Origin of the sequence: Paraburkholderia sp. BL17N1, from assembly GCF_003634175.1 — a bacterium.
Classification (GTDB): domain Bacteria; phylum Pseudomonadota; class Gammaproteobacteria; order Burkholderiales; family Burkholderiaceae; genus Paraburkholderia.
Map to the genome: position 1 here is coordinate 3,505,624 of NZ_RBIW01000001.1, position 11,870 is coordinate 3,517,493.

The 11,870-nt window shown below is 64.3% G+C and carries 11 protein-coding genes; 8 read left to right on the top strand and 3 right to left on the bottom strand.

Annotation, left to right across the window (positions count from 1 at the left end; genetic code table 11):
• Positions 1-109 precede the first annotated feature (109 nt).
• Both B0G82_RS15840 and B0G82_RS15845 read left to right on the top strand, forming a co-directional pair.
• Entirely contained in the window at positions 110-2,194 is a 2,085-nt protein-coding gene (locus B0G82_RS15840; RefSeq protein WP_121307899.1) for a 3-hydroxyacyl-CoA dehydrogenase NAD-binding domain-containing protein, read from the top strand.
• 87 nt (positions 2,195-2,281) lie between these two features.
• Positions 2,282-3,460 (top strand): acetyl-CoA C-acyltransferase, encoded by a 1,179-nt coding sequence (locus B0G82_RS15845; RefSeq protein WP_121307900.1) that lies wholly within the window; start codon positions 2,282-2,284, stop codon positions 3,458-3,460.
• Positions 3,461-3,575: 115 nt separating this feature from the next.
• Here the strand turns inward: B0G82_RS15845 and B0G82_RS15850 are convergent, their stop codons facing one another.
• Complete coding sequence (locus tag B0G82_RS15850) at positions 3,576-4,079, bottom strand: LEA type 2 family protein (protein WP_121308715.1); 504 nt, start codon at positions 4,077-4,079, stop codon at positions 3,576-3,578.
• A gap of 70 nt (positions 4,080-4,149) precedes the next feature.
• Positions 4,150-4,524, bottom strand: a complete 375-nt coding sequence (locus tag B0G82_RS15855) for a hypothetical protein (RefSeq protein WP_121307901.1) — start codon at positions 4,522-4,524, stop codon at positions 4,150-4,152.
• Between the two features lie 178 nt (positions 4,525-4,702).
• Here B0G82_RS15855 and B0G82_RS15860 point away from each other — a divergent pair, with 178 nt between their 5' ends.
• The 6 genes from B0G82_RS15860 to B0G82_RS15885 all read left to right on the top strand — a co-directional run bounded on the left by B0G82_RS15860 (position 4,703) and on the right by B0G82_RS15885 (position 10,824).
• Complete coding sequence (locus tag B0G82_RS15860) at positions 4,703-6,199, top strand: PLP-dependent aminotransferase family protein (protein WP_121308716.1); 1,497 nt, start codon at positions 4,703-4,705, stop codon at positions 6,197-6,199.
• A gap of 248 nt (positions 6,200-6,447) precedes the next feature.
• The gene (locus B0G82_RS15865; protein WP_116148443.1) at positions 6,448-6,837 is read left to right on the top strand and encodes a hypothetical protein; all 390 of its coding nucleotides are present in this window, start codon (positions 6,448-6,450) and stop codon (positions 6,835-6,837) included.
• A 395-nt stretch (positions 6,838-7,232) separates the two neighbouring features.
• Positions 7,233-7,718 (top strand): PaaI family thioesterase, encoded by a 486-nt coding sequence (locus tag B0G82_RS15870; protein ID WP_121307902.1) that lies wholly within the window; start codon positions 7,233-7,235, stop codon positions 7,716-7,718.
• 116 nt (positions 7,719-7,834) lie between these two features.
• Complete coding sequence (locus B0G82_RS15875) at positions 7,835-8,833, top strand: NADP-dependent oxidoreductase (protein WP_121308717.1); 999 nt, start codon at positions 7,835-7,837, stop codon at positions 8,831-8,833.
• A 58-nt stretch (positions 8,834-8,891) separates the two neighbouring features.
• Positions 8,892-9,782, top strand: coding sequence for an SDR family oxidoreductase (locus B0G82_RS15880; RefSeq protein ID WP_116141271.1), 891 nt, complete (start codon positions 8,892-8,894; stop codon positions 9,780-9,782).
• An 82-nt stretch (positions 9,783-9,864) separates the two neighbouring features.
• Complete coding sequence (locus B0G82_RS15885; protein ID WP_121307903.1) at positions 9,865-10,824, top strand: alpha/beta hydrolase; 960 nt, start codon at positions 9,865-9,867, stop codon at positions 10,822-10,824.
• Positions 10,825-10,946: 122 nt separating this feature from the next.
• Here the strand turns inward: B0G82_RS15885 and B0G82_RS15890 are convergent, their stop codons facing one another.
• Positions 10,947-11,792, bottom strand: a complete 846-nt coding sequence (locus B0G82_RS15890; RefSeq protein ID WP_121307904.1) for an NRDE family protein — start codon at positions 11,790-11,792, stop codon at positions 10,947-10,949.
• Positions 11,793-11,870 lie beyond the last annotated feature (78 nt).

Below are 11,870 nucleotides of genomic sequence, written 5' to 3' on the forward strand. Positions count from 1 at the left end.
CTGACCCCGGAAAAAACAGACAATCGGTCGGATCGTTGATCCGACTCGATGAACCGGATGGGCGGCATCTGTTGCCGCCCTCACGCATGGATCGCATGGAGGCAGGCAGATGGCAGTGGACTACACAACTCATGACGGCGTGGCCGTCATCACGCTGAACAATCCTCCCGTGAATGGCCTCGGCCTGTCGACGCGAGCGGGTATCGTCGAGGGCATCGAGCGCGCGCAGAACGATCCGGCCATCAAGGCCATCGTGCTGACCGGCGCGGGCAAGGCCTTCTCGGGCGGCGCCGACATCACCGAATTCAATACACCGAAAGCGACCCAGGAGCCGACGCTCGCCACGGTCATCAAGACCGTGGAAGGCAGCGCGAAGCCGGTGGTGGCGGCAATTCACAGCGTCGCGATGGGCGGCGGTCTGGAGTTGGCGCTCGGCGCGCATTACCGCATCGCCGCGCCTGGCGCGCAGATCGCGCTGCCGGAAGTGAAACTCGGCATTTTGCCGGGCGCGGGCGGCACGCAGCGTCTGCCGCGCGCCATTGGTCTCGAAGCGGCGCTCAATATGATCGTCTCCGGTGCGCCCGTCATGTCGGAGAAGCTCGCCGATTCCGGTTTGTTCGATGAACTCGCGCAGGGCGATCTTGCCGAAGCGGCGCTCGCGTTCGCCCGCAAGGTCGGCGCGAAAGAAGGCCCGCATCCGAAAGTGCGCGACCGCAAGATCGAGCATCCGAACGCTGCCGGTTTCATCCAGTTCGCGCGCAATACCGTCGCCACGATGGCGAAGAATTTCCCCGCGCCGCTGAAATGCATCGATGCCGTGGAAGCGGGCGTGCAGAAGGGTTTCGACAAGGGCCTCGCGTTCGAACGCGAATGCTTCATGGCGCTCGTGCAGACGCCGGAAAGCCACGCGCTGCGTCACGCGTTCTTCGGCGAACGCGCGGCGAGCAAGATTCCCGATGTGCCGTCGGACACACCGGTGCGCGACATCAGCCAGGTGGCCGTAATCGGCGCGGGCACGATGGGCGGCGGCATCGCGATGAACTTCATCAACGCGGGCATTCCGGTCACGCTGCTGGAAACGAAACAGGAAGCACTCGACCGCGGCCTCGCCACGATTCGCAAGAACTACGAAGCGACCGTCAAGAAGGGCAAGCTCAAGCCTGAAGCGCTCGAACAGCGCATGGCGCTGATCACGCCCACGCTTTCCTACGACGACCTCAAGAACGCCGATCTGATCGTCGAGGCGGTGTTCGAAGAACTCGGCGTGAAAGAACAGGTGTTCAAGCGTCTCGACGAAGTGGCAAAGCAAGGCGCGATTCTCGCCTCCAATACGTCGACGCTCGACGTCGACAAGATCGCCGCTTTCACGAAGCGTCCACAGGACGTGGTCGGCATGCACTTCTTCAGCCCGGCCAATGTCATGAAGCTGCTCGAAGTGGTGCGCGGCAAGCAGACGGCCAAAGACGTGCTCGCCACCGTCATGAAGCTCGCCAAGAAGATCAAAAAGACCGCCGTGGTCTCGGGCGTGTGCGACGGTTTCATCGGCAACCGGATGATCGAGCAGTACATCCGCCAGGCGCTCTTCATGCTCGAAGAAGGCGCGCTGCCCGCGCAGGTCGACAAAGCGATCGAGAAGTTCGGCTTCGCGATGGGTCCGTTCCGCATGAGCGATCTGGCCGGCAATGACATCGGCTGGGCGATCCGTAAGCGCCGTTATCAGGAACAGCCTGACCTGCATTACTCGAAGATCGCCGATCGTCTCTGCGAGACGGGGCGCTTCGGCCAGAAGACCGGCGGCGGCTGGTACGACTACAAGGCGGGCGACCGCAGCGCGTATCCGTCGAAGGTGGTCGACGACATGATCGTCGCGTTCTCGAAGGAAGCCGACGTGGAGCGTCGCAAGATCAGCGACGAGGAAATCGTCGAACGCCTCGTATTCGCGCTCGTGAACGAAGGCGCGAAGATTCTCGAAGAAGGCATTGCGTCGAAGGCGTCGGACATCGACATGGTCTATCTGACCGGCTACGGCTTCCCGCTTTATCGCGGCGGCCCCATGCTGTACGCGGATACGGTCGGCCTCTACAACGTCGAGCGCGCGATTCGCCGCTATGCGGCGCGGCCGAATGGCGATGCGTGGCAACTGGCGCCGAGCATCGCGGAACTGGCGGCCAAGGGCCGCGGGTTCAACGGCTGAGCTACAGCGCGACTGAATTGACTGAGGTGGCGCTGTGCGGCGAATCGCTCGCGCGCCATCATCGATATCTGGAAGTAGGAGACATGCATGACTGACGCCGTAATCGTATCGACCGCCCGTACGGGGCTCGCCAAATCATGGCGCGGTGGTTTCAACATGACGCACGGCGCGACGCTCGGCGGCCACGTCACGCAGGCCACCGTCGAGCGTGCGAAGCTCGATCCGGCACGGGTCGAAGACGTGATCATGGGCTGCGCCAATCCGGAAGGCGCGACCGGCATGAACATCGCGCGGCAGATCGCGTTGCGCGCCGGTTTGCCGGTCAGCGTGCCGGGCATGACGGTGAACCGTTTCTGTTCGTCGGGATTGCAAACTATCGCGCTGGCTGCGCAACGTGTGATCGCCGGTGAAGGCGACGTGTTCGTGGCCGGTGGCGTGGAATCCATCTCGTGCGTGCAGAACGAGATGAACCAGCACATGCTGACCGAAGGCTGGCTCAGCCAGAACAAGCCGGAAATCTACTGGTCGATGCTGCAGACCGCGGAGAACGTCGCGAAACGTTATTCGATCTCGAAGGAGCGCCAGGACGAATACGGCGCGCGTTCGCAGCAGCGGGCAGCGGCCGCGCTCGAAGCCGGCAAGTTCAAGGACGAGATCGTGCCGTTGACGGTGCTCGCCGGCGTCGCCGACAAAGCGAGCGGGCGTCTCTTCACGAAGGAAGTGACCGTTAGCGGCGACGAAGGCATTCGCGCCGACACCACACTCGAAGGCGTATCGAAGATTCGTACCGCGCTGCCGGGCGGTGTCATCACCGCGGGCAACGCGAGCCAGTTCTCGGATGGCGCGTCGGCTTGCGTGGTGATGAACGCGAAGGTGGCGGAGCGCGAAGGGCTGCAGCCGCTCGGTATTTTCCGCGGCTTCGCGGTGGCCGGTTGCGAGCCGGACGAGATGGGTATTGGCCCGGTGTTCGCGGTGCCAAAGCTGCTCAAGCAGGCGGGTCTGAAGGTCGAGGACATCGACCTGTGGGAACTGAACGAAGCGTTCGCGGTGCAGGTGCTGTACTGCGCCGACAAGCTCGGCATTCCGCAAGACCGTCTGAACGTGAACGGCGGCGCGATCGCGGTCGGCCATCCGTATGGCGTGTCGGGCGCGCGGCTGACCGGCCATGCGCTGATCGAAGGCAAGCGGCGCGGCGCGAAGCTGGTTGTCGTGACCATGTGCATCGGCGGCGGGCAGGGCGCAGCGGGTTTGTTCGAAGTGGTGTGATGCGGCTCGAACGGTAGTGGACGGCGGGTGCCGTGTGGTTCGGCGCGACAGCGCGTGAACCATGCGGCACCCGTTTTCTATTCGCGCGTGGCGCTGGCTGGCCCGATGATCCGCTTCAAGGCAAAGCCATGCCGGCCGACGGCAGGCTCAAGCTGCCCTGATCGATGAATCGCGTCGTGCCCGTCAGCCCGCCCGCGAGCTTGCCGCGCAGAATGTACGGAATCTGTCCCGACTCGGTGGCGCCCACGAAGGCGAAGGCCTGGCGAACCGCGGCGAAAGCGGGCACGGTCAACGGCACATTGACGACCGTTTCGCCGTAGCGCGGTACGGTGCCGACCTGATCGCTCACACCGCTCGCGAACGGCTTGCCGTTCAGTTCGAGATCGAGCGACACGCCGTTGAAGCTGACCGCGGAATCGTTGGGATTCTGCACGCGCAGTTTGACGTTGAAACGCATCTCGAAGCCCTGGCTGTCGATCGGTTCGATGCCGGCCACATTCACGCGCACCGGGTCGCCGCCGAACAGGCCGGCGCAACCGTTGAGCGTTAGTGCGATGAGGGCGAGAAACGTAGCCAGACGAACGGAACGGCCGGGCAGCAGCGCACGAAAGAAGGACATGACCTGCACCTCGAAAGAAGCGGCTTCGGTCATGCATTGTACCGGGCCGTGCCGTGCGCCAGACGGCATTTCAGACCGCGCGCCGCAGCCGTGTTTTGACGAGACGGGCCAGTTGCCGCAGAGCTTCACGAATCGGACCTCGACCGTTCTTCTGCGCGCGCCACGGCTGCACGACGAACGCGGCAGCGTTTGCATGCGCGGCGCTGATCGACACGACGCCGCGTTGCGGCGTCACGAAGCACTCGCCTTCGTGCAATGTGATCGACGTGACCGGCACGGCGTCGCCCAGCCATGCGAGCGAGCGATCGCGATAATCAAGTTGCAGATCGCCTTCCACGGCCACGATTGAGGTCCGCACGCGCAAATCGTGCACGGCCAACTGACCGGCGAAGAGGCGAGCAGGCGCGCCGCGTGCCGGACCAAAACGCGATTGACAGAATGACATGGCGGTTTCCCTTAAAGCGTTTCCATGCCATACAGCTTATTGAGTCCGTTCACGTGACAACAGCCGCAGCCACCGGCAATCTGAACCGGTACAGCAACGCGTTTCAATGCGCTGTGTCGGTCGGAATCGAACGAATGTGTATCTGTCGCGCCGCGCGAAATGTCCGCACCATCCGCACATGACGCAATCCATTCTGACGCGGCAGGCAGCGCCTGCGGACCGGCTGCCGGACAGCACGCCTCTCTACCGGCAATTGGCTGATCAATACCGCCGCGCGATCGGCGGCGGCGTGCTGCGTCCAGGTGACCGCATGCCGTCGATACGTGCCTTCATGCAGCGCCACGGCGTCAGTCTCGCGACGGCAACAGAGAGCTACCGCGTGCTGGAACGCGACGCGCTGATCGATGCCCGGCCGCGCGCCGGTTACTTCGTGCGTGTGCCACCCACCGCGGCGTTGCCGGTCGCGTCCGAACCCGACCTGGCGACGCCGCCCGGCGCCGCGCAGTTCGTCGGAATTCACTCGGTGATTTCCTCGGTCGTGTCGACATTCCAGCGCTATCCGAACGCGCTGAATCTCGGCGGCGCGACGGCATCACCCGACTTGTATCCCACGGACGCGTTGCAGAAAGCCGCGCTGCGCGCGTTGCGCAAGCGGCCCACCTTGCTGACCGCCGCCGGGCACGATCAGGGCGATCCGGCCTTGCGCGCGATCATTGCGCGCCGCGCGCTCGACGCCGGCATTCAAATCGGCGCCGACGACATCATCATGACCCACGGCGGCATCGAAGCCGTGAACCTCGCGCTGCGGGCGGTGACGCAACCGGGCGACACCGTTGTGGTCGAGTCACCGTGCTTTTTCGGGCTGCTGCAGGCGCTCGAAAGCCTCGGCTTGCGAGCGCTCGAAATCCCGGCCAGTCCAACCACCGGACTCGCCATAGAAGCGCTGGCGTTCGCGCTGCACACGCATCCCGACATCAAGGCCGTGGTCGTGGTGCCGAACCTGCAAAACCCGCTCGGCAGCGTGATGCCCGACACGCACAAGGCGCGGCTCGTCGAACTGTGCGCGCAAGCCGGCATTCCGTTGATCGAAGACGATCCGTATCGCGAACTGGCCGACGCAGCGCAGCCGCCCAGATCGCTGAAGGCGTGGGACACCGACGGCACCGTGATTCACTGCACGTCGTTCAACAAGGTGCTGGCGCCCGGCATGCGGCTCGGCTGGGTCAACGGCGGCCGCTGGCATCCGCGCATCGGCATGTTGAAGTTCGCGCAGTCGCGGCACAACGAACAACTGTCGCAAGTCGTGCTCGCCGAATTTCTGCAAACGAACGCCTATGAGCGGCATTTGCGGCGTTTGCGCGACCGCTTGCGGCTTCAGCGCGAACGGATGGCCGCGGCGATCGCCTCCTCGTTTCCCGACGGCACGCGTTTCACGCCGCCGCGCGGCGGGATGTTTTTCTGGATCGAATTGCCGCATGCCATATCGTCGACGGTCTTCTTCGAGGCCGCACTGAACGACGGCATTCGCGTCATGCCGGGGACCGTGTTTTCGAATGGCGGGCGCTTCGATCATTTCATCCGGCTCAGTTCGCCGAGCACGGATCTCGATCTGGCCGACGAAGCCGTGCGCAGGTTAGGGCGGCTGGCCGCGCGAATGGCGGCTCACCCGGATTGATGCAGTGCAGCGCCGATTACAAGTGCTTGAAGAAGCACGTTACTTTGATCATCATTGATGGGTCGTCTGGCGCAGCGGCTTGTGGCAACGCGTCGCGGAAGACTGGCAAGGCACTCTGACTGGCATCTTCGTATCATTAGCAATCCGGTCATGTGCTGATTGCTGACCGGCAGCTTCTGGCAGATCGTTTCTTGAAGGCAATGCCGATCTGCCCCGCGTTACCACTCGAAGATCACCACGGAGACGATATGCCATTCATTTGTGAAAATGTCGAGTGCCGAGCTGTACTTGCCCGCAAACAGGTCAAACCGAATCGGGACCACAATTCGTTTTACTTCTATTGCCCCGACTGCAACACGCGAAACGAGCTGATCGACGTTGGCGCTGCCGGCGGTCCGTTGGAACTGATTCAACCCGTGCGGCAAGGACTCCCGCACAAGGTGGTCGCCACCGCCCGGCCTCTCGAGGACGGAAGATATGCGGCGCAGTTGAGTATTCAGAAAGCGCTTGGCATCAAGGGTCCGTTTGCCGCCGAAGAGCGCTGGGATCAGCTTGGCATTTTCCCCGATCCACAAGACGCCGTCAGCTATGCGAAGACCACCGCGGCGGATTGGCTGGGCGCTGACTTTAGCCACTAGAAAACACCAAACGGTTCGGCGTCGCGCCCGCGCGCCGATCCTGAAGGTCTGTTCGTGAACGTCTCGTAGGCTTCTTCTAATTCGCCGCCTACGCAACCTTTACCCGATCGGAGTCAGCGGCCGGCTCCGATCGGGCAGCAGTCCAGCCGGTCGTTTCGACAACACCGGCATGACCTGGCGCAGAGCGCGATGCTCGCGAGTGAGCCGTCATCCGCATCGTCAAGAGCCCGTTTCTGCCCGCCCAAACCTGCCGATAAAACTCCACCAAACGCGTAAGTTTGATAGGCTTGCTGTTTGCCTTGGCCAATGGGCGAGCTCGAGCAAACCGCTGGAGATTCCTCACGCGCCCCGTGGCAATTTCACGAACGTACCGACCACTCAATCTGCAAACAGCCATGACCGATTCGCCCTCATCTAACGCGAGTGCCGCGTCCATGCCCGAGAGTCCGTTCGTCGACCGGCTCGGCGCGCAGCTTCTGTCGGCCGCGGACGGCATCAGCGAAGTCGTGCTGCCGCTGCGGCACGATCATATGAACACATGGGACGTCGCCCACGGCGGCGTCACGATGACGCTCGCCGACATCGCGCTTGCCATGGCCGCGCGCAGTCTGGCCGGCGACGGCGTCGGCGTCGTCACGGTCGAGATGAAGGTCAACTTCATGCAGCCGGGCCGCGGCGAATTGCGCGCGAGCGCTCGCGCGCTGCACCGTTCCACCACCATGGCCTACTGCGAAGGCGAGATCCGCGACAGCGAAGGCCACTTCGTCGCCAAGGCGCTCGGCACCTTCAAATACATGCGGCGCCTCGCCGTCGGGCGTGACATCACGCAACAACGCTTACGCAGCGACCCGTCGGCGAAACCGGGTCCTAGCGACGGCTGAGCGCAAAGCTTGCGGACCGCGTGCGCATCTGAACGAGACGCGCGCGCCGTTTCTCCCTTCGCAAACTCTGTTCAAATCATTCGCCGACTCATCGGCAACCCATGGAGACGATCGTCATGCCCCAGATCAACCGTCAACTCGTGCTGGCGTCGCGCCCGCAAGGCGCCGTGACGCCCGATAATTTCCGCCTCGTCGAAGCACCGCTCGCTCCGCTAGCCGACGGCGAATTGCGCGTGCGCAATCACTACCTGTCGCTCGACCCGTACATGCGCGGCCGTATGAACGACAGCAAGTCCTACGCGCCGCCGCAACCGCTGAACGAAGTGATGATCGGCGGCACGGTGGGTGAAGTGGTGGAGTCGAAGAATCCGAAGTTCGCGGTCGGCGACAAGGTCGTCGCGATGTTCGGCTGGCAGGAATACGGCACCTCGAACGGGACCGGCGTGCAGAAAGTCAACGACACGCATGTGCCCTTGTCGGCCTATCTCGGTCCGGTCGGCATGCCGGGTGTCACCGCGTGGTACGGGCTGAACCGCATCATCGCGCCGAAGGCGGGCGAGACAGTGGTGGTCAGCGCGGCGAGCGGCGCGGTGGGCAGCGTGGTCGGTCAACTGGCGAAGCTGGCCGGCGCGCACGCGGTCGGCATTGCCGGCGGCGCGGACAAGTGTCGCTATGTGACCGAGACGCTCGGCTTCGACGCCTGCGTCGATTACAAGGCCGGCAATCTTTATCAGGACCTCAAGGCCGTCACGCCGAACGGCGTGGATGGTTACTTCGAGAACGTTGGCGGCGCCGTGCTCGACGCAACGCTCGCGCGCATGAATGCGTTCGGCCGGATCGCGCTGTGCGGGTTTATCGCGGGCTACGATGGCGAGCCAGTGCCGCTCAAGCATCCGTCGCTGATCCTCACGCAGCGTCTGCGCGTGCAAGGCTTCATTGTCAGTGAGCATATGGACGTGTGGCCGGAAGCGCTCAAGCAACTCGGCACACTGGTCGCGCAAAAGAAGCTGCAGTATCGCGAAACCATCGCGCAAGGACTCGAAGCCGCGCCCGAGGCGTTCATCGGTTTGCTCAAAGGGAAGAACTTCGGCAAGCAACTCGTCAAGCTGATCTGATCGCGCCGGCGCTCAAGCGCATCACACAACACGCGGAGCAAACCAGGAGAGTCAAACGATGTTCGAATTCGCAGGCAAGGTGGCGGTGATCACCGGTGCGGCGAGCGGTTTCGGCCGCGCGTTCGCGCAGAAGGGCGCGTCGCTCGGCATGAAACTCGTGCTCGCGGACGTCAATCCGGACGCGCTGGCGCAAACCGTCGAAGCTTTGCGTGCCGACGGCGCCGAGGCGATCGGCGTGCCGACGGATGTCGCCAGCGCGGCGCAGGTCGAAGCGCTCGCGCAAGCGGCGCTCGACGCCTACGGCCGCGTGCATCTGCTGTTCAACAATGCGGGCGTGGGCTCAGGCGGCTTCCTGTGGGAAAGCTCGGCGAACGACTGGTCGTGGGTGTTCGGCGTGAACGTGATGGGCGTCGCGCACGGCGTGCGGGTTTTCACGCCGATCATGCTGGCGCAGAACGAGCCCGCGCATATCGTCAACACCGCGTCCGTCGCGGGACTGCTGTCGCCGCCCGCGATGGGCATCTACAACGCGTCGAAGCATGCCGTGGTGTCGCTCACCGAAACGCTGTATCACGACCTGCGGTTGGCGCAAGCCAACCAGGCGGAGGCGGGCGGCCTGGTCGGCTGTTCGCTGCTGTGTCCGGCCTTCGTGCCGACCGGCATCGCCGATGCGGAACGCGCGCGCCCTGCGGACCTGCGCAACGACAGCGGACCGACGCGCTCGCAGATCGCCGCGGGCAAGCAACTGCAGCGTGCCGTGCAATCGGGCAAGCTGAGTGCCGGCGATGTCGCCGACCTCACCTTCGAAGCGATCGCCGCGCGGCGTTTCTATATCGTCACGCATCCGGCCATCATGGCGACGGTGAAGCTGCGCCACGAGGATATCGAGCAGTTGCGCAATCCCATCGATCCCATGTCGCTCAAGCCGGAAGTGAAGAACGCCGGTTAGGCGCGACTGTGATCGCATCGCCGGCGCGCTATCGCGCCGGTCTCTTTCAAATCTTCGGCGCACACGCGCCAACAGACGCACCATGCCGCTGAATCCGAAGATCGAGCAGGTGCTCGATATGATCGCGCGGGCCAAACGCCCGAAGCTTCACGAAATGACCGCGCAAGACGCGCGGGCCTCATACGAAAAAAGCGCACCGATTCTGGAGATCGCCAGCGCGCCGATGTTCGCGCTCGAAGATCTGCGGATCCCGACACGCGATGGCGCGACGATTCGCGTGCGTCTTTATCAAGCGGTCGAGCCGAGCTGGGCCGAACCCGCGCCTGCGTTGGTGTACTACCACGGCGGCGGCTTCACGGTGGGCAGCGTCGATACGCACGATGCGCTGTGCCGGATGTTCGCGCGCGACGGTCAGTGCACGGTGTTGTCGGTGGATTACCGGCTCGCGCCGGAGCACAAGTTCCCCACGGCCATCGACGATGCGTTCGACGCGTTGCGCTGGCTGCATGCGCACGCCGCGGAATACGGCGTGGACACAGCCCGGCTCGCGGTGGGCGGCGATAGCGCGGGTGGCACATTGGCCACGGTTTGCGCGGTCCTCGCGCGCGACGCCGACATCGAACTCGCCCTGCAACTTCTGATCTACCCAGGCACGACCGGCTATCAGCAAACCGATTCGCACTCGCGTCTCGCCGACGGTTTTCTATTGTCGGGCGACACGATTCAATGGTTCTTCGAGCAATACGTGCGCGATACGAGCGACCGCGACGACTGGCGTTTCGCGCCGCTCGACGGCCAGCGTGGCGCGCCCGATTTCAGCGGCGTTGCGCCGGCGTGGATCGCTACCGCACAATACGATCCCTTGAGCGACGAAGGCGATGCCTACGCGGAGAAATTGCGTGCCGCGGGCAATGCGGCCACGCTCAAGCGCTATCCGGGCATGATCCACGAGTTCTTCAAGATGGGTGGCTACGTACCCGAGGTCGCAGAAGCGCACGCGGATGCCGCCGCGGCATTGCGCGCGGCGTTCGGCATCGAGTGAGGGTGGTTTGTCAGGCGTTAGCAGCGCACGGTTGGTGGTCAGCGCTAATGTCGAACGACGAGCGACGAAGGGCGAACTGTAAGCGACAAGCGGCGAACCGCCGCCATGCCGCCCAACAAGGATCATTCCATCTCGCGTTCGATATTAAAAGCGAAGCTGCGCTCGAAGTCGCCGGGCCGCACGATGCGGTGCGAGCCGTTGTCGTCGCTGCGCTCGGCGACGGCCACGCTGATCACCTGGCCATGCGCGGCCACGCGCAACGCCGTCGTGCCGCGCGTGCCGTACTCCGGCGTTTCGATAAACGCCGCCGACAATGCCCGTTCCCGTTCGAGCGGAATGCCGGTGGACGGCAACTCGTCGTCGCGTGCGAGGCGCGGATCGCGCATCAGATCGATCAGGCGTTCGAGTGGCGGCATCGCGTCGCGCGCGAGCAGCGTGGCCAGTTCGGCGCGCTTTTTCACCAGCTTCGGCCACGCGGTATCGAGCACCGCGTTGGAAATGCCATGCGTGCCCGGTGCGAGCAGCGTGGGCGCGAGGCCGCCCCGGTTGCAATACCAGGCGAGTTCACGCCGCGTCCAGTCGCCCACCAGCAGATTGAACCCGTTGTAGATGTCGCCGGTTTGCGCGACGTGTTGCAGGTACGCCAGCGGCGTGGCGTGCGGGTTCCCCGTCGCATCGCGCGTGGCGGCTTTCAGCCAGTCGCTGACGAGCGTGCCGCGGGTCGGCGCGTCGGCGCGCATTTCATGCGGCGCGCGGTAATTGGTCAGCGCGGCGAAGCGGCCGTCGCCCGACATGCCGAGCCACGTGCCGCCGCCCTGAAGATCGCGGCCGGCCAGCACACCCGGCGCGTCCTGCCACCAGCTGATCGGCTCGGCGGTGCGGCGAAAGAATTCGTCGCGATTCGCGGCGAGCGTGAAGAGCGGGCCGTCGACCGCGTCGGGTCGCCAGTCGAAGACGATCAGGCACATCGGGGGGCATCTCCCGGTGGGGCATTGCAGGTGAAGAGGCCAGTAAAAAGCGGCGCCTGATTGCGCCGCTTCGTACCG